General features: G+C 70.0%; 15 protein-coding genes. 6 read left to right on the top strand and 9 right to left on the bottom strand.

Translation table 11 applies throughout. The annotated features are described in order from the left end of the window. Positions 1-65: 65 nt before the first annotated feature. The 5 genes from BN940_RS05605 to BN940_RS05585 form a co-directional block, all read right to left on the bottom strand. Positions 66-1,664 carry an ABC transporter substrate-binding protein gene (locus tag BN940_RS05605; protein ID WP_043681048.1) on the bottom strand — a complete coding sequence of 533 codons (1,599 nt, stop codon included), beginning with the start codon at positions 1,662-1,664 and terminating at the stop codon, positions 66-68. A 273-nt stretch (positions 1,665-1,937) separates the two neighbouring features. Next, the gene (locus BN940_RS05600; RefSeq protein WP_043681046.1) at positions 1,938-3,368 is read right to left on the bottom strand and encodes a YdgA family protein; all 1,431 of its coding nucleotides are present in this window, start codon (positions 3,366-3,368) and stop codon (positions 1,938-1,940) included. Next, the gene (locus BN940_RS05595; protein ID WP_043681043.1) at positions 3,365-4,258 is read right to left on the bottom strand and encodes an NAD(P)-dependent oxidoreductase; all 894 of its coding nucleotides are present in this window, start codon (positions 4,256-4,258) and stop codon (positions 3,365-3,367) included. The genes BN940_RS05600 and BN940_RS05595 overlap by 4 nt, the downstream gene beginning before the upstream one ends. A gap of 118 nt (positions 4,259-4,376) precedes the next feature. Further along, complete coding sequence (gene ispH, locus BN940_RS05590) at positions 4,377-5,351, bottom strand: 4-hydroxy-3-methylbut-2-enyl diphosphate reductase (RefSeq protein ID WP_052356043.1); 975 nt, start codon at positions 5,349-5,351, stop codon at positions 4,377-4,379. 29 nt (positions 5,352-5,380) lie between these two features. Then, a complete protein-coding gene (locus BN940_RS05585; protein ID WP_043681040.1) occupies positions 5,381-5,851 on the bottom strand; it encodes an FKBP-type peptidyl-prolyl cis-trans isomerase in 471 nt (156 codons plus the stop codon). Between the two features lie 51 nt (positions 5,852-5,902). On the opposite strand from BN940_RS05585, the gene radC reads away from it, so the two are divergent. The 4 genes from radC (at position 5,903) to BN940_RS05565 (ending at position 10,446) form a co-directional block, all read left to right on the top strand. Next, entirely contained in the window at positions 5,903-6,580 is a 678-nt protein-coding gene (gene radC / locus BN940_RS05580; RefSeq protein WP_043681037.1) for a RadC family protein, read from the top strand. Between the two features lie 247 nt (positions 6,581-6,827). Continuing rightward, positions 6,828-7,088 carry a type B 50S ribosomal protein L31 gene (locus BN940_RS05575; protein ID WP_043681035.1) on the top strand — a complete coding sequence of 87 codons (261 nt, stop codon included), beginning with the start codon at positions 6,828-6,830 and terminating at the stop codon, positions 7,086-7,088. Positions 7,089-7,208: 120 nt separating this feature from the next. Next, positions 7,209-8,954 carry an ArnT family glycosyltransferase gene (locus BN940_RS05570; protein ID WP_043686000.1) on the top strand — a complete coding sequence of 582 codons (1,746 nt, stop codon included), beginning with the start codon at positions 7,209-7,211 and terminating at the stop codon, positions 8,952-8,954. An 88-nt stretch (positions 8,955-9,042) separates the two neighbouring features. Next, positions 9,043-10,446 (top strand): MATE family efflux transporter, encoded by a 1,404-nt coding sequence (locus tag BN940_RS05565; RefSeq protein WP_043681032.1) that lies wholly within the window; start codon positions 9,043-9,045, stop codon positions 10,444-10,446. Positions 10,447-10,501: 55 nt separating this feature from the next. On the opposite strand, the gene BN940_RS05560 is transcribed toward BN940_RS05565, so the two are convergent. The 4 genes from BN940_RS05560 to BN940_RS05545 all read right to left on the bottom strand — a co-directional run bounded on the left by BN940_RS05560 (position 10,502) and on the right by BN940_RS05545 (position 15,316). Then, positions 10,502-11,749 carry a quaternary amine ABC transporter ATP-binding protein gene (locus BN940_RS05560; protein WP_043681029.1) on the bottom strand — a complete coding sequence of 416 codons (1,248 nt, stop codon included), beginning with the start codon at positions 11,747-11,749 and terminating at the stop codon, positions 10,502-10,504. A 1-nt stretch (position 11,750) separates the two neighbouring features. Next, the gene (locus BN940_RS05555) at positions 11,751-12,605 is read right to left on the bottom strand and encodes an ABC transporter permease (RefSeq protein WP_043681027.1); all 855 of its coding nucleotides are present in this window, start codon (positions 12,603-12,605) and stop codon (positions 11,751-11,753) included. Between the two features lie 10 nt (positions 12,606-12,615). Then, positions 12,616-13,671, bottom strand: a complete 1,056-nt coding sequence (locus tag BN940_RS05550) for an ABC transporter substrate-binding protein (protein ID WP_084330531.1) — start codon at positions 13,669-13,671, stop codon at positions 12,616-12,618. Positions 13,672-14,104: 433 nt separating this feature from the next. Then, positions 14,105-15,316 (bottom strand): class I SAM-dependent methyltransferase, encoded by a 1,212-nt coding sequence (locus BN940_RS05545; RefSeq protein WP_409360360.1) that lies wholly within the window; start codon positions 15,314-15,316, stop codon positions 14,105-14,107. A 150-nt stretch (positions 15,317-15,466) separates the two neighbouring features. Here BN940_RS05545 and BN940_RS05540 point away from each other — a divergent pair, with 150 nt between their 5' ends. Together BN940_RS05540 and rpmB are read left to right on the top strand one after the other, a co-directional pair. After that, positions 15,467-16,684: a Bcr/CflA family multidrug efflux MFS transporter gene (locus BN940_RS05540; protein ID WP_242404275.1), complete on the top strand. Its 1,218-nt coding sequence runs from the start codon at positions 15,467-15,469 to the stop codon at positions 16,682-16,684. Between the two features lie 64 nt (positions 16,685-16,748). Further along, the gene (gene rpmB, locus BN940_RS05535) at positions 16,749-16,985 is read left to right on the top strand and encodes a 50S ribosomal protein L28 (protein WP_043681023.1); all 237 of its coding nucleotides are present in this window, start codon (positions 16,749-16,751) and stop codon (positions 16,983-16,985) included. Positions 16,986-17,000 lie beyond the last annotated feature (15 nt).

Below are 17,000 nucleotides of genomic sequence, written 5' to 3'. Positions count from 1 at the left end.
ATCCGCGCCCCTGCGGGACCTGTCAGGCAGGCGCAGGGGCGCGGATCGCGGGTCGGCGAAGAGGCTTACTTGCCGAGGCTGACGTGGTCGAAGATGTGGCGGCCCACCGGCGACACGGTATAGCCCTGGACGTCCTTGCGCAGCGGCTCGAACACCGTGGAGTGCGCGATCATGACGGCCGGGGCCTGCTCATGCATCATGACCTGGGCCTGCTTGTAGAGCTCGACGCGCTTGGCGTGGTCGGACGTGGTGCGGGCCGGCTGGATCAGCTCCTCGAAGGGCTGGTAGCACCAGCGGGAGTAATTGGAGCCGTCCTTGGCCGCCGCGCAGCTGAACAGCGTCGCCAGGAAGTTGTCCGGGTCGCCGTTGTCGCCCGTCCAGCCGATCAGCATGGTCTGGTGCTCGCCGGCCTTGGAGCGTTTCAGGTATTCGCCCCATTCGTAGGTGACGATCTTGGCCTTGACGCCGATCTTGGCCCAGTCGGACTGGATCATCTCGGCCATGCGGCGCGCATTGGGGTTGTAGGGGCGCTGCACCGGCATGGCCCACAGGTCGGTCTCGAAGCCGTCCGGATAGCCCGCCTCGGCCAGCAGGGCCTTGGCCTTGGCCACGTCGTGCGGCCAGTCCTGGACCGCGTCGTTGTAGCCCCACATCGTCGGCGGCAGCAGGTTCTTGGCCGGCAGGCCGGCGCCCTGGAAGACGGCGGCGATGATGGCGGGCTTGTCGATGGCCATGGACAGGGCCTGGCGCACGCGCACGTCGGTGTAGGGCTTCTTTTCGGTGTTGAAGGACAGGTAGCCGACGTTCAGGCCGGCCTGCTCCAGCAGCTGGATGTCCTTGTTCTTGCGCATCGCGTCCAGGTCGGCCGGGTTGGGGTACGGCATGGACTGGCATTCGTTCTTCTGCAGCTTGGCGTAGCGCACGGAAGCGTCGGGCGTGATGGCGAACACCAGGCGACCGATCTTGGGCTGGTCGCCCCAGTAGGACTTGAACGCCTTGTACAGGATGCGCGCGTCCTTCTGGTAGGTGACGAATTCAAAGGGGCCGGTGCCGATGGGATCGGTATCGACCTTCGAGGGCGTGCCGGCCTTCATCATGGCGTCGGCGTATTCGGCCGACTGGATGGAGGCGAAGTCCATGCCGAGGTTGGCGATGAACGGGGCTTCGGGACGGTTCAGGACGAAGCGGACGGTGTGGTCGTCCACCTTTTCGATGCGGTCGATGAGCTTGCCCATGCCCATGCCGTCGAAGTACTGGTAGGAGCCGTTCGAGACCTTGTGGAAGGGATGGTCGGCGTCCTTCTGGCGCAGGAACGAGAACAGCACGTCGTCGGCGTTGAAATCGCGGCTGGGCTTGAAGAGCTTGCTGGAATGGAACTTCACGCCCTTGCGCAGGTGGAAGGTGTAGACCTTGCCGTCTTCGCTGACGTCCCAGGATTCGGCCAGGCCCGGCACGATCTCGGTGGTGCCGGCCTTGAATTCGACCAGGCGGTCGAAGATGGGATGGGTCGCGTCGTTGGTCGTGCCCGAGGTGAAGAACGCGGCGTTGAAGCCTTCGGGGGAGCCTTCGGAACAGTAGACGTAGCTCGTGTCGGCGGCCTGCGCGGTCGCCATGGCCATGGACACGAGGGCCAGGCCCAGGGTCCGCTTGAAGATCTTGTTCATCGTTACCTCTTTGAGTGTGACCACGAGTGGCGGAAAGACTCGACGGCAGGGGTCGGATTGCGTCCCTGCCGTAAATTTTTTGAAACATAGCACAGAACGCCACGCACACTCCAGCACTCGGGCATCAAGGATTACCCGAGTGTCGATTCGCGCAATTTTGTGAAATGTCTTCCGCGCCGCGTGGCCCGCGGCCGTCCGCCATCCGCCGCACGGCCCGCAAGCCGCCCGGAGGAGCCCCGTCCGTCCCGGCGCGGCCCGGGCAGCAAAGCGGGCTTACTGGCCCAGGCCCGCCAGGTCGCCGAACTGCGCGGCGAACTCGGCCGGCGACATCGCGCGGCCGTTGGCCGTGACCTGGCCGTCGGCATAGCGGTAGTCGGCCTCGATGGCGTCGCCCTGGCGCTGCACCAGGCCCTGGCGCTCCAGCCGGCCGACGTACTGGTCGAACAGCATGCTCGTCAGCGCCACGGCCATGTCGGCGCCCTCGCCGTGCTGCGTCTGGCGCACCACCTGCAGCAGCATGGGCTTGGACAGGCTCAGGTGCGCGGAGAGCTGGCGGATGGCGCTTTCGATCAGCCCGCCCAGGTCCGGCGGGGCGTCCTCCGGCGCCGGCCGGAATTCGGCCTGGGCCTTGAGCTCGCTCGTTCCCTGGGGGGTTTCCCAGCGCAGCGCGTCGAGCGTCAGGCGCGGGCCGGCGGCGAGTACGGGCACGGCCAGCGCGCGCAGGCGCTGGCGGTCCTGCTCCGACAGTTCCGCATCCGGATCCTCGCGGCGATTGAGCTGCCCCAGCGCGTCGGCCAGGGCCTGCAGTCCGGCCACGTCCAGGTGCTCGGCGGACAGCGCCAGCGTGATCCGGCCCAGGTCCCGGCGATCGAGCTGCAGCTGGCCCAGGTCGTAGGCCAGGCGGCTGTCCAGCAGGCCGCCGGTGCGGACGGTGTCCGAGCTCAGCGACGGCCCGATGAACGCCAGGGCAGGCGCATCGGGGACGTCGACGTGGACCTCTCCGAACCGGGCGTGCTGCCGCGACTGCAGGTCGGCCTCGCCGCTGCGCGTCGTGCGGCCGTCGAGATCCAGGCCCTCGAACCGCACCCGGACGCCGGAATCCGCGTCCACCGCGGCCAGCCGGTCGATGCGCCCGGACACGGCCGCCTCGCGCGTGCCCGGATCGTAGTCGATGCGCACCAGGCCGCCGCTGAAGTCCAGCCGGTTGTCGGCCAGCCGGGTGGGCTCCAGGCGCCATTGCGAGGCCACCCGGCCGTCGAATCCGATCCGGGACCGCAGCGTCCAGGGCGCCGTGCCGGCCGGCTGTGCGTCGAACCAGGGCTGCCACAGGCCGCCCGGCAGAGGCTCGATCAGGCTCAGGGCCGCCGCGGGCCGCCATTCGCCCTGGCGCACGGCCGCCCAGGGCCAGGGGCCGTGCGCCAGGGCGTCATGCAGGCCCAGGGTCTGGTCGCGGCCCTCGTCGTCGCGGAACTGGAAGCCGTAGCGCACGTCCGAGGAAAACACGCCGCGCCGGTATGCCTGGATCGTCAGGACGGGGCGCGGATCGGCGGACGCCCACTGCGCGGCGATTTCCTGGTTGGCCTGATCGACCCAGGCCTCCACGCGCTCCTGGGCCAGGCGGCCGGCATACCAGGAGGCGCCCGTGTAGGCGAGGGCCAGGGCGGCCGCGACGGCGGCGGCGGTCTTCAGGGAGCGGTGGCTCATCGGGGATCTTCTCCATCGGGGCGCCCGGGGGCGCGGTCGTACAGCCGGATCAGTTGCGAGGCGTCCTGCGCCCCCAGGCCCTGGCGGCTGGCCAGGCGGTAGCTTTGCCCGGCGGCCGCGGCCACCGGCATGGCGGTGCCCTGGGCGCGCGCCAGCGCCGCCACGGTGTCCAGGTCCTTCAGCATGGTGTCCAGGGTGGCCTGGGCGGGCCCGGGCGCCTGGGTCATGCGCGGCACGAAAATGCGCAGCAGGGTGGAATCGGCCCAGCCGCCCGCCAGGGCCTCGTCCAGGCGCGCCGCATCCACCCCGGCGTCCCGCGCCAGGGCGACGGATTCGGCGATGGCGGCGATCGTGGCGGTCACGATGGTCTGGTTGCAGAGCTTGGCCACCTGGCCGCTGCCCACCGGGCCCATGTGGGTCACCCGGCTGGCGTAGGCCATCAGCAGCGGGGTCGCGCGGGCGCAGGCGTCGGCCGGGCCGCCCGCCATGATGGCCAGGGTGCCGGCCGCCGCGCCGCCCGTGCCGCCGGACACGGGCGCGTCCAGCCAGACGGCGCCGTTGGCCTGCGCCAGCCGTCCGGCGAATTCGCGCGTCTCGGCCGGCGGAATGGAGGAATGGTCGATCAGCAGTTCCAGCGCGCCGGCCCGCGCCAGCCCGTCCGCGCCGAACACCACGTCGCGCACCGCGTCCGCATCGAACAGGCACAGGGCGACCCAGGCGCATCGTTCGCCCAGCTCGCGCGGGCTCGCGCAGGCGCGGGCGCCGGCCGCCTGGACGCCGCGCAGCGGGCCGGGGGAGCGGTTCCAGACGTGGACCTCGTGCCCGGCCTGCAGCAGGCGATGCACCATGGGCACGCCCATGCGGCCCAGTCCGCAGAATCCGATCTTCATGGCCGTCGGGTCCGTTTTGGGGTCTGTCGAGAGTCCGTTCGAGGGTCCGTTCGAGGGTCCGTTTGAGGGTCCGTTTGAGGGTCCGATCCGGGGATCCGTTCAGGGGTCCGGCCGGGAATCATTCGGGCCGCTTGCGGGACAGTTCGCGCGGCAGGGGGAAGGCGACCTGCTCGCGCACGCCGTCCAGGGGGCGCACGGAGCGCGCGCCCAGTTCCTTCAGCCGGCCGATCACCTGCTGCACCAGGACTTCGGGCGCGGAGGCCCCGGCGGTCACGCCGACCCGCCGGGCATTGCGCAGCCACTCGGGATCGATCATGTCGGGATGGTCCAGCAGGTAGGCGGTCACGCCCTTGCGCTCGGCGACTTCGCGCAGGCGGTTGGAGTTGGAGCTGTTGGGGCTGCCCACCACCAGCACCAGGTCGCATTGCGGCGCCATGACGCGCACCGCGTCCTGGCGGTTCTGCGTGGCGTAGCAGATGTCGCTTTTCTTGGGCTCGGCGATGCCGGGGAAGCGCCGGCGCAGGGCGTCGGCCACCTGGGCGGCGTCGTCGATGGACAGCGTGGTCTGGGTGACGAAGGCGAGACGGTCCGGATGGCGCACCTGGAGGGCCTGGACGTCTTCCACCGATTCGACCAGGTACATGCCATCGTCGGCCTGGCCCAGGGTGCCCTCGACTTCGGGGTGGCCGCGGTGGCCGATCATGATGACCTCGCGGCCTTCCTTGCGCATGCGGGCGACTTCGACGTGGACCTTGGTCACCAGCGGGCAGGTGGCGTCGAAGATGCGCTGGCCGCGCCGGGCGGCCTCGTCGCGCACGGCGCGCGAAACGCCGTGCGCCGAGAAGATGACGATCGCGTCCGAAGGCGCGTCCTCGAGTTCGTCGATGAAGACGGCGCCCTTGGCGCGCAGGTCCTCGACCACGTAGCGGTTGTGCACGATCTCGTGGCGCACGTAGATCGGCGCCCCGTGGATTTCGAGGGCGCGCTCGACGATCTCGATGGCCCGGTCCACCCCCGCACAGAAGCCGCGCGGCTGGGCCAGGACGATCTCGGCGCCCGGGGCGGCGGCCTCGCCGGCCGCGGCCGCGCCCACCGCGTCCGTGCTCAGAGGGGCCGCGCCGCTCACAGCACCCCCAGGATCTTGATCTCGACCTGCAGGTCGATGCCGGCCAGGGGATGGTTGAAGTCGAACAGGGCGGCGTCGTTCCGCAGGGTCTTGAGCACGCCGGAATAGCGGCCGCCGTTGGGCGCCACGAACTCGACCATGTCGCCCGCCTCGAATTCGGTGTCCGGCGGGGCGTTGCGCGTCATTTCGTCGCGCGCGACCCAGCGCAGCAATTCGGGGTTGCGTTCGCCGTAGGCCTGGGCGGCCGGCACGTCCGCGGTGAAGTGCTCGCCCTCCGGGCGGTCGAGCAGCAGGGATTCGATGCCCGGCGCCCACTGGCCGATGCCCATCTGCAGCGTGGCGGGCCGATCCAGGAAGGTATCGACGAAGACGGTGCCGGCGCCGGGGCCCGTCAGCAGTTCGATGCGGTAGTGCAGCGTGACATAAGAGTCCGGTCGGACGTGCTGCGCGGCTTGGGTTGAAGTCAAAATGCCACCGTAAAGGGATTCAATGCAAACCTGATCATTTTAGGGCCTATCATGCCACAAGACACCCGATCTCCCTGTTCCGAACGTCCCCGGGAGCGCCTGCTGCGCCACGGCGCCCAGGCGCTGACGTCCGCCGAGCTGCTGGCGGTGCTGCTGCGCACCGGCACGCGCGGCAGCGACGCCGTGGACATGGGGCGCCGGATGATCGAGCATTTCGGCGGGCTGCGCCGCCTGCTGGCGGCGGAATCGTCGGCGCTGCTGGCCTTTCCCGGCATGGGCGCGGCCAAGACCTGCGAACTGCTCGCGGTCCAGGAACTCAGCCGGCGCGCGGTCGAGGAGCCGCTGCGCAACGGCCGTGCCCTGAGCCAGCCCGAGCAGGTGAAGCGGTTCTGCGCGCTGCGCCTGGCGCACCTGCGGGTGGAGCACTGCATCGCCCTGTTCCTGGACAGCCAGCTGCAGCTCATCGAATGCGCGGAGGTCGCGCGCGGCACGCTGTCGCACGCCTCGATCTACCCCCGCGAGGTCGTGAAGGCCGCCCTGGGGCACCACGCCGCCGCCCTGATCCTGGCCCACAACCACCCTTCCGGCCTGGCCGAGCCCAGCCCGGCCGACGTCGCCCTGACGCGCCAGCTGAAGCAGGCCCTGGCCCTGGTGGACGTGCGGCTGCTGGACCACCTGATCGTCGGCGCCACCGAGGTCACGTCGCTGGCGGAGCGGGGGCAGGTGTGAACGGATTCTCCGTCGCGCTACGCCTTGACCGAAAAGCCGCTTGCACGGCGGGGCCGTCTCGTGATGCGCGGCCAGCCGGGGCCGCCGGCAGACCCGCGTCTCTGGACCTTCCCTCGCCCACGTAGTAGAATGGCGGGCTTATCTTGGATACGTTGCCAGGGTTCTGATGCGGATCGCATCCCTTTTGCAGGGAGTCCCCGCGTCCATCCGGCTGGCGGTCCCCCATCATCCACCCACGGATTTCATCATGAAAGAAGGCATTCATCCCGAATACCGCGAGGTCGTGTTCCTCGACCTGCAGACCGGCAACAAGTTCATCTCGCGCTCCTCGCTGAATACGCGCGAAACGACCGAGATCGACGGCAAGACCTACCCGCTCTTCAAGTGCGACGTGACCTCGGAATCGCATCCCTTCTACACCGGCGCCCAGACCCGCATCGTCGAGACCGGCCGCGTGGAAAAGTTCCGCGCCCGTTTCGCCCGCACCGCCGGCACCGTCAAGAAGTAAGTGCCCCCACGCTGCGCAAGTTCCAGCAGCAAGCAAGGGTTCCAAAAGGCAGCCGTCAGGCTGCCTTTTTCATTTAACATGGGCGCCATCCGCCCCCTTTTCCCTGGTGCTTCCCCGGTGCTGTCCCAAGACCTGCGATCGACGCCCGCCCGGCTGACGGCCACGGCCGCCGCCAAACTGCCCCGGCTGTTCCTGCTGGGCTTCGGGCTGGTCTACATCCTGGCCGGCCTGTTCTACCGCGACCCCTGGAAGACCGACGACGTCACCGGCCTGGCGACCATGCTCACGGCCCTGTCGGGCCGGGACCACGCCTGGCTGCTGCCCCAGGTGGGCCACCTAGCCCAGGCGCAGGACGGGCCGCTCGTCACCTGGGTGGGCGCCTTCTCCATCTGGGCGCTGCGCCCCCTGCTGGAACTGTTCGCCAGCCCCCTGGACGCGGCCATCATCGCTTCGCGCGTGCCCAATCTGCTGTGGTTCGCGCTGCTCACGGGCTCGATCTGGTACGGCACCTACCTGCTGGGCCGGCGCCCGGAGGCCCAGCCGCTGGCCCTGCCCTTCGGCGGCGAGCCCAATCCGCGCGACTACGGCCGCATGCTGGCCGACGCCGCCCTGCTGCTGATCGTGGCCACGGTCGGCATCGTCTGGCGCATGCACGAGACCGCCGAGATCCCGGCGCTGATCGCCTGCCAGGCGCTGGCCTTCTACGCCGTGGCCCGCATGCTGGACCATCCGGTGTCGGGCGCCGTCACCCTGGGACTCGCCGTGGGCCTGTCCTTCCTGGCGCGCGGCTGGCTGGGCTGCCTGCCGCTGATCCTGGCCGTGCCCGTCGCCTTCCTGCCGGGCGGCGCCCTGGCGGCCGAACGCAAATGGCTGGCGGCCAGCGCCCTGATCGCCACCGCGCTGATCCTGCTGTGGTGGATACCCGCCCGGACGTTCGGTCCCTACTGGGCCGACAGCTGGCTGCGCTGGACGCGCAACGCCTTCGACTGGCCCGACGCGCGATCCTGGGGCAGCATCCTGCGCGACCTGCCCTGGTTCCTCTGGCCGACCTGGCCGCTGGCCCTGCTGGCGCTGTGGCGCTGGCGCGGCTGGTTCGGCGCGCCGCACATCGGCATCCCGCTGGGCTTCGCCGCGGGGGCGCTGCTGACGCTGCTGGCCAGCGCCGACCCCTTCGAGCCCGAATACAGCACGCTCGCCGTGCCCTGCGCCGTCCTCGCCGCCTTCGCCCTGCCGACCCTGCGGCGCGGCGTGGTCAACACCCTGGACTGGTTCGCGGTGATGTGCTTTTCGCTGACGGCCGCCACGGTGTGGCTGGGCTGGGTGGCGCTGCAGGCCGGCTGGCCGGCCCAGATCGCCGCCAACATCACCCGCCAGACGCGCGGCTTCGAGCCCCACGTCGCCTGGCCCGCCGCGGCCTTCGCCGCGCTGGGCACCCTCGCCTGGATCGCCCTGGTGCGCTGGCGCCTGCGCAGCCACCCGGCCGGCCTGTGGCGCGGCACGGCGCTGTCGGCCGGCGGCCTGATCACCACCTGGCTGCTGCTGGCCACGCTCTGGATGCCGGCGCTCGACTACGTGCGCAGCTACCGCGCCGTCTCGGCCTCGCTGGCCGCGGCCCTGGCGCAGCACCGCCAGCCCGGCGAATGCGTCCGCACCCAGGGGCTGGGCAGCGGCCAGCGGGCGTCGTTCCTGGTCTTCGACGGCATCGAATTCAGCTTCGACGACGACTGCCCGCTGCTGCTGCAGCAGCTCAGCCCCCGCAGCCTGGAGACGGGCGAAGCCTGGCTGGCCGACCATCCCGCGCTCTGGGAAGGCCGCCGCGAGCCCGACCGCCACGAGATGTTCCGCCTGCTGCGCCTGAAACCCTAGGATCCCCGGGGCGCCCGCGCTCCGCGCCCCTTCCCCCTTCCTTTCATTGCGATCCAATGAATTGCCGTCCGATGAATCCGTGCCTTCCATGACCGACGCCTCCCTCGCCGGCCGGCCCGCCGCCCCCTGGCGCACCATCCTGCGGCAGGCCTGGCCGATCCTGGTCAGCTCCTGGGCCGGGATCGTCTTCGCCGTCCTCGACACCGCCATGGTGGGCCACGCCAGCGCCGCCGACCTCCAGGCGATGTCGCTGGGCGCCTCGGTCTACATCACGGTCTTCGTCGGGCTGATGGGGGTGGTGCACGCCCTGATCCCGATCATCGCCCAGCACTTCGGCGCCGGCCGGCTGCGCGAGGCCGGCCGGGCCTGGGGCCAGGGCGTCTGGCTGGCCCTGCTCCTGTCGGCCCTGGGCGGCGCCAGCATGCTGTTTCCCGACGTCTGGCTCAGCCTGTCCGGCGACGTCGAGCCCGAAGTGCGCCGGCGGGTGGCGGGCTACCTGATCGCCCTCGCCCTGGCCCTGCCCCCGGCCCTGCTGTTTCGCACGATCTACGCCACCTCGACGGCCATCTCCCAGACCCGCGAGGTCATGGCGATCAATCTCGGCAGCATCGTCTTCAAGCTGCTGTTCAACGTCTGGTTCATCTTCGGCGGCCTGGGCCTGCCCGCGCTGGGCGTCGTCGGCGCGGGCATCGCCACCCTGGCGGTGAACTGGATGATGCTGGCCGCCGGCCTGTGGATGATCCGCCACCGGCGCGCCTTCCGCGCCCTGGCCCCGCGGCTGGAACGCCCGCGCTGGGCCGACCAGAAGGAACTGCTGCGCCTGGGGCTGCCCATGGGCGGGTCCTACCTGATCGAAGTCTGCGCCTTCAGCTTCATGGCGCTGCTGATCGCCCGCGACGGCCTGTACGTCAGCGGCGCGCAGCAGATCCTGGCCAACCTGATCGCCCTGGCCTACATGCTGCCGATGTCGCTCAGCCTGGCCACCGCCTCGCTCACGGCCCAGGCCGTGGGCGCGCTCGACCCGGCGCTGGCGCGGCGCACGGGGCTGAGCGGGATCGGCCTGGTGGCCCTGGGCGCCCTGCTCACCGGCGTGGTCCTGATCGTGGGCCAGGACGCCATCGTGCGCGCCTACACGGACGAGGTCCGGGTGGCCGCGATCGCCCTGACGCTGCTGCAGATCGCGCCGTGGTTCCATTTCTGGGACGCCATGCACTGCATCAGCGCCTACATCCTGCGCGCCTACAAGATCGCGCTGGTGCCGCTGATCCTGCAGGTCACCGCGCTGACCGGGCTGGGCCTGGTGGGCGGCTGGTGGCTGGGCTACGGGCCGGCGGCGGGGGCCCTCGCCCCGCTGGCGAGCCGGCTGATGCCGGGCGCGCCCGTGGGCGCCGCCACCATGTGGATCATGGCGATGCTCGGGCTGCTGCTGTCGGCCCTGCTGCTGTTCACCTGGTACGGCCACGTGCTGCGCCGGCAGGCGCGCGGCGCCTGAGCCGGGGCCGGCCCGGGGGCGCCGGCGGCCCCGGAGCGCGCGGCTCCGCGGGCGATCAGGCGGCCTGCCCGGATCCGGCGGCCTGCTCGGCCGGTTCCGGGTCCGGCCCCGCTTCGCCCGAACCGTTGGTGGTGGCGGCGGTCACCAGTTCCACCACCTTGCTGCGCGACAGCACGCCGATGAACTCGCCCTGCTCGCCCGTCACCGCCAGCGGCTCGGGCGTGCGCAGCAGCCGCGCCAGGACTTCGTCCAGCCCGGCCGAAGCCGGCACGGACGCCATGTCGCTCAGATGCCGGGAAATGTCGCGCGCGCCCGCCTGCGCGGCGCGCTGCGCATCGGCGCGCATCAGCACGCCCGCCAGGCGCTTGCCGTCCAGCACGGCGGCGTAGTCGTAGTCCCGGGCGGCCAGGCGCTCCAGCGCATGCGCCGGGTGCGTGCGCATGGTCAGCGTCAGGGGGCGCTCGTTGCAGGCGTGGGACGCGTTCAGGACCTTGCCCCGGTTCACGTCCTGCAGGAAGGACTCGATGTAGTCGTTGGCCGGCGACAGCAGGATGTCCTCGGGCGTGCCTTCCTGGATCAGTTCGCCGTCCTTCAGGATGGCGATCCGGTTGCCCAGGCGCAGGGCCTCGTCCAGGTCGTGGGTGATGAAGACGATGGTCTTGTTCAGCCTCGCCTGCAGGGCCAGCAGCTGGTCCTGCATCTCATGGCGGATGAGCGGATCCAGGGCGGAGAACGCCTCGTCCATCAGCAGGATCTCGGCATCCGTGGCCAGCGCCCGGGCCAGGCCCACGCGCTGCTGCATGCCGCCGGAGAGCTGGTGGGGATACTGGGCCTCGAAGCCGGACAGACCGACCTGCTCCAGCCAGTGGCGCGCACGCTCGTTGCGCGCGTCCCGGCGCACGCCCTGCACCGCCAACCCGTAGGCGGCGTTGTCCAGCACCGTGCGGTGCGGCAGCAGGCCGAAGCGCTGGAACACCATGCTCATCTTGCTCTGGCGGAAGCGTTCCAGTTCGCGCGGCTTGAGGCTGACCACGTCCACCCCGTCGACCAGGATCTGCCCGGCACTGGGCTCGATCAGGCGGTTGAAGTGCCGGATCAGCGTGGACTTGCCCGAGCCCGACAGCCCCATGATGACGTGGATGTGGCCTTCCTCGATGGACAGGCTGATGTCGCGCAGGCCCAGGGTGTGGCCGCTGCGCTCCAGCAGGGCCTCCTTGGACAGGCCCTCGCGGGCGGCGGGCAGCCAGCGCTCCGGGTGCGGGCCGAAGATCTTGTAGATGTTGCGGACTTCGATCTTGCTCATGTCAGTTCCCCCGCACCTGCCAGCGCCGGCCGAACCGCTGGGTGATGCGGTCGAAGATGATGGCCAGGATCACGATCCCCAGTCCGGCCAGCAGGCCGCGCCCGACCTGCAGGCGGTTGATGCCCTGCAGGACCTCGTAGCCCAGGCCGCGCACGCCGATCATGGAGGCGATCACCACCATGGCCAGCGCCATCATGGTGGTCTGGTTGATGCCCGCCATGATGTTGGGCAGCGCCAGCGGCAGCTGCACGCCGAAGAGCTGGCGGCTGCGGCTGGCGCCGAAGGCGCGCGAGGCCTCCAGCACCTCCGCGTCCACCAGGCGGATGCCCAGGTCGGTGAGGCGGATGACGGGCGGCACGGCGTAGATCACCGTGGCGAACAGCGCCGCCAGCTTGCCCAGGTTGAACAGCATGACCACCGGGATCAGGTAGACGAAGCTGGGCATGGTCTGCATGACGTCCAGGACCGGCAGCATCACGGCGCGCACCCAGCGGAAGCTGGCCATGGCGATCCCCAGGGGGATGCCGATGATCACCGAGAACGCCACCGCCACGATCATCAGCGACAGCGTCTGCATGGCGGCCTCCCACAGGCCGATGGCCCCCACCAGGCACAGCAGCGCCCCCATGGCCAGGCTGAAGCGCCAGGCGCGGCTGCCCAGCCAGGCCAGGCCCATGATGACGGCCACGACCGCCCACCACGGCGAATGCCGCAACAGGCCGTCGGACCAGACCAGCAGATCGAGCAGGGGCTGGGTCAGGGCGCGCAGCACGTCGGAATACTGCGTCACCAGCCCATTGACGAAGTCGTCGATGGGCCGCTGCAGATCCCGCGCCGCAATCAGTTCGGGAAACATGCGGGCCTCCTTACAGGGCGGCCTTGACACGCTCCGTCACGTCGGCGGGCAGCCATGCGGACCAGACGGCCTGCTGGTTCTTCAGGAACCACATCGCCGTGGGCTGGGGCTCGGCCTCGTTCTTTTCCATGTAGGCCATGGTCTGGTTCATCACGTCCAGGGGCACCTTGACCTTGGACAGGAACCCGGTCAGCTTGGGCGCGTCCTGGGTGAATTTGGCGGTGACCGCCGTGAACACCGGGTTTTCCGGATAGTCCGAGGCCTGGGGATTCTCGCAGTTCGGATCGGTCAGGCATTTCTGCCTGGCGGCGTCGTAGGGCGGCAGCTCCAGCTTGACCAGGTCCATGGAGCCCACCAGCGGGGTCGGGAACCAGTAGTAGAAGACGACGTTTTCCTTGCGCTGGTAGGCCGCCGTCAGGGCCGCCTTCTGGGTCGCGCCGGTGCCCGGCGAAAACAGCGTGAAGGTGTCGCCCAGGCCCAGGGCCTTGAACAGGTTGGTGCTGACGACCTCGCAGCCCCAGCCGGCCGGGCAGCCGTAGAAGCGGCCCTTGGAAGGTTCCTCGGGGTCCTTGAAGGCGTCCTTGAACTTCGGCAGGTCGGCGGCCTTTTTCAGCTCGGGCAGGCGCTCGGCCGTGTACTTGGGGATGAACCAGGCTTCGCCGCCCATGTAGATGTCGCCGATGCGCTTGACGCGGCCGGTGGCCTCGGCCTTGGTCCAGGGCTCCAGGGTGCTGTTCAGCCAGATCTCGCTGTTGATGTCCAGGTCGCCGCGTTCGAGCGCCGCCAGGGCCGGCAGGGTTTCCGTCGGCAGGACCTCGGAGTCGCAGCCGTAGCCGTGCTTGGCGATGAAGCGTTCGACTTCCACCAGGACCAGGTTGGATTCCCAGTTCATGCCGCCGAAGCGCACGGCGCGGTCGAGCTCGCATTGCGGCGCGTCGGCCGCCCGGGACACGGACGGGGCCAGCGACAGGCCCGCGAGCGCGGCCGACAGGGCGAAGCCCAGCGCGGCACGGGACAGGCGGGGGGAACGGATCGCACGGGGCGACGAAAAAGCGGAGATGGACATGAATGCCTCCTTTGGGTTACGGAGACGCCGGATACGCGATGCGGGGCCGACGCCATAGCTTAGGGGAGGGTGTGCGGAAGACGGCCGCGGGCCGCCAATACATACCAGCACTACAGACGCGCAAGCGCCTTGGACAGACAGGGCCGGGTCGGGCGGACACGGACGCTGTCAGGATTGAAAAAAAGAACTACAGAAGAAGCGCTATTTTACACACCGGATGACGGAAAATAAACCCGGTTGGCGAAAACCGGCCGGAACCGGGCGCGGGACGGGGGATGAAAACGCCGGGAATGCGGGCGGGTTTCCTTCACCGCGCGGCCTGCATGCCGCCCGGATCCGCCGGGCACGGAACGGTCCGCAGGGACTGTTCCGTGTCCGGCCTCGTTCACTGCGCGTGCCCCCCGGCGCCGGCCGGGGGATGGAGCGGATGGATTCAGCGGTCGCGGTAGATGTAGTCGCGCCGCCAGGGATAGGCCTGCCCCGGCGGGTAGTCCAGCTCGTCGGAGCGGCCCGTCGGCTGGGGCTGGGCGAGGATCTGGTGCAGGGCGATCCAGCCGTGCTCGAAGCCCATGGCGCAGCCCGCCAGGTACATCCGGTAGGCCCGCAGCGAACGCTCGCCCTGGGGGGTGTTCAGGATGGCGCGGGCCTCGTCCAGGCGGGCTTCCAGGGCGTCGCTCCAGGCCCACAGCGTGCGCGCGTAGTGCGGCCGCAGGTTCTCGACGTCGAGGTCCTCCAGGCCGGCCTCGGCCAGGGTCTGCTGCACGTAATGGATGTGGGACAGCTCGCCGCCGGGGAAGATGAACTTCTCGATGAATCCCCCCATGCCCGCGCCCAGTTCGGTGTTGTCCAGCCCGCCCGCCGTGATGCCGTGGTTCAGGATCAGGCCGCCGGAGCGCACCAGCCGGCGCAGCTTGGAAAAATAGCCGGTCAGCTGGGCCCGCCCCACGTGCTCGAACATGCCCACCGAGGCGATCTTGTCGTAGGGCCGGGATTCGTCGAGCTTGCGGTAGTCCAGCAGTTCCATGCGCACGCGCCCGGCCAGGCCTTTTTCCTGGATCAGGCGGTTGACGTAGGCATGCTGGTTGTTCGACAGGGTGATGCCGGTGACATCGACGTCGTAGTTTTCCGCCGCCCACAGCATCAGGCCGCCCCAGCCGCCGCCCACGTCCAGGAAGCGCTCGCCCGGCTTGAGGGCGAGCTTGCGGCAGATGTGGTCGAGCTTGGCTTCCTGGGCCTGGGCGACGGTGAAGCCGGGCTCGCGGTAGTAGGCGCAGGAATACACCCGGCGCGGGTCCAGCCACAGGGCGTAGAAGTCGTCCGACAGGTCGTAGTGGAATTCGATCTGCCGCGCGTCGCGCTCGATCGAATGGCGCCAGACCGACACCAGCCGCTTCACCAGGCTGGTGAGCCAGCCCGAGCGGGCCAGATCGACGGGCGACCCGGGCAGGATGCTGGCCGCCATGCGCATCAGGTCCCGCATGGAGCCGTCGAACTCGAACTTGCCCTCGACGTAGTCCTCGCCCAGGACGCCGACCTCGCCCGCCGCGAAATGCGCCAGCACGGCCGCGTCGCGCACGCGCAGGCGGACCGCGGCGTCGGCGGGGCCGATCTTCTGTCCGTCCGGCAGTTCCATGGAAACCGGCATGGGCAATGACCCAAGTTTGTTCTCGATGATCGATGCGGTTGCACTCAACGGGGCCTCCCTCAGTCATATGAAAGACCTTGTTATAGTAGCGCCAATCCCCACCGCTTCAAGCATCCGCCTCCGGCGCGTTTCCGGCCCCTCCCCGCTCCCATGGTTTTCCCTTCGGCTTCCCCCTCGTCCCCGCCGCTGCTGCCTCCCTGGCTGATCCTGATGGGCGCGCTGGCCGCTCTCGGCCCCCTGGCCATCGACATGTACCTGCCCGCCTTCGGCGCCATGGCGGCCGACCTGGGCGTCCATCCGGGGCAGGTCGAGCGCACCCTGGCCAGCTATCTGCTGGGCCTGGCCCTGGCCCAGCTGGTCTACGGCCCGCTGGCCGACCGCTACGGCCGCAAGCCGCCGCTGCTGCTGGGCCTGACGCTGTTCGCTGTGGCATCCGTCGCCTGCGCGCTGAGCCGGGACATCGACCACCTGATCCTGTGGCGCGTGGTGCAGGCCTTCGGCGGCGCCGCCGGCATGGTCGTCCCCCGCGCCGTGATCCGCGACCACCTGGACACGCGCGAGGCCGCCCAGGCCCTGTCCCTGCTGATGCTGGTGATGGGCGTGATGCCCATCCTGGCGCCGTTGCTGGGCGGCCAGGCCGTGACGCTGGGTTCCTGGCGCACCGTGTTCTACCTGATGGGCCTGGCCGGCGTCGGCCTGTGGCTGGCCGTGGCGCTGTACATGCGCGAGTCCCTGGACCCGGCGCGGCGCGCGCCGCTGGCCGTCGGCGCCATCGCCGCCAGCTTCCGCCTGCTGCTGACCCACCGCCGCTTCATGGGCTACACCCTGGCGGGCGGCTTCGGCTCGGGCGGCCTGTTCGCCTACATCTCCGGCTCGCCCCAGGTCTTCATCACGATCTACGGCATCGATCCGCGCTGGTTCGGCCTGCTGTTCGGCCTGAACGCCGCCGCGCTGATCGTGGCCTCGCAGGCCAGCGCCCGCCTGCTGAACCGCCATCCGCCGATCCGCCTGCTGGCGCGCGCCCAGGGCACGCTGGTGCTGATGACGCTGTGCGGCCTGGCGCTGACCCTGCTGGACTGGATCTCCCTGCCCCTGCTGATGCTGTGCCTGATGGGCTTCATGGCCAGCCAGGGCTTCGTCGGCCCCAACGCCGCCGCCCTGGCCCTGGCCGACCAGGGCCCGCGCCTGGGCGTGGCCTCGGCGCTGATGGGCTCGCTGCAGATGCTCTGCGGCGCCCTGGCGGGCTTCGCCGTCAGCGCCTGGCACACCGGCACTCCCCTGCCGCTGACCGCCGTGCTGGCGGCCTGCGCGGTCCTGTCGTGGCTTTCCGGCCGCATCGCCATGCGATCGCCCCGGCAACCCGCTTGATCTGCATGGCAATTTGAGTATAGAATGCAAGGCTTTCCCGATATACATATACAGAGGTGAGACCATGGCACGCGTATGCCAAGTAACCGGCAAAGGCCCGATGGTGGGCAACAACGTCTCGCACGCGAACAACAAAACCAAGCGTCGTTTCCTGCCCAACCTGCAATCGCGCCGGTTCTGGGTCGAGTCCGAAAACCGCTGGGTGCGCCTGCGCGTATCCACCAAGGCCCTGCGCACCATCGACAAGAACGGCATCGACGCCGTCCTGGCCGACCTGCGTGCCCGTGGCGAACTGGCCTGATCGGCCGCCCCTAGG

Origin of the sequence: Castellaniella defragrans 65Phen (genome assembly GCF_000612685.1) — a bacterium.
Lineage (GTDB): Bacteria > Pseudomonadota > Gammaproteobacteria > Burkholderiales > Burkholderiaceae_B > Castellaniella > Castellaniella defragrans.
This window is presented reverse-complemented; position numbering and strand designations above follow the sequence as displayed.

Excerpts from the sequence above, each read along its gene's own strand:
- BN940_RS05595 (WP_043681043.1), bottom strand. The coding sequence starts at position 4,258 with ATGAAGATCGGATTCTGCGGACTGGGCCGCATGGGCGTGCCCATGGTG.
- BN940_RS05545 (WP_409360360.1), bottom strand. The coding sequence starts at position 15,316 with ATGCCGGTTTCCATGGAACTGCCGGACGGACAGAAGATCGGCCCCGCC.
- BN940_RS05565 (WP_043681032.1), top strand. The coding sequence starts at position 9,043 with ATGACCGACGCCTCCCTCGCCGGCCGGCCCGCCGCCCCCTGGCGCACC.
- BN940_RS05555 (WP_043681027.1), bottom strand. The coding sequence starts at position 12,605 with ATGTTTCCCGAACTGATTGCGGCGCGGGATCTGCAGCGGCCCATCGAC.
- BN940_RS05575 (WP_043681035.1), top strand. The coding sequence starts at position 6,828 with ATGAAAGAAGGCATTCATCCCGAATACCGCGAGGTCGTGTTCCTCGAC.
- rpmB (WP_043681023.1), top strand. The coding sequence starts at position 16,749 with ATGGCACGCGTATGCCAAGTAACCGGCAAAGGCCCGATGGTGGGCAAC.
- BN940_RS05605 (WP_043681048.1), bottom strand. The coding sequence starts at position 1,664 with ATGAACAAGATCTTCAAGCGGACCCTGGGCCTGGCCCTCGTGTCCATG.
- BN940_RS05560 (WP_043681029.1), bottom strand. The coding sequence starts at position 11,749 with ATGAGCAAGATCGAAGTCCGCAACATCTACAAGATCTTCGGCCCGCAC.
- BN940_RS05550 (WP_084330531.1), bottom strand. The coding sequence starts at position 13,671 with ATGTCCATCTCCGCTTTTTCGTCGCCCCGTGCGATCCGTTCCCCCCGC.
- radC (WP_043681037.1), top strand. The coding sequence starts at position 5,903 with ATGCCACAAGACACCCGATCTCCCTGTTCCGAACGTCCCCGGGAGCGC.
- BN940_RS05600 (WP_043681046.1), bottom strand. The coding sequence starts at position 3,368 with ATGAGCCACCGCTCCCTGAAGACCGCCGCCGCCGTCGCGGCCGCCCTG.
- BN940_RS05540 (WP_242404275.1), top strand. The coding sequence starts at position 15,467 with ATGGTTTTCCCTTCGGCTTCCCCCTCGTCCCCGCCGCTGCTGCCTCCC.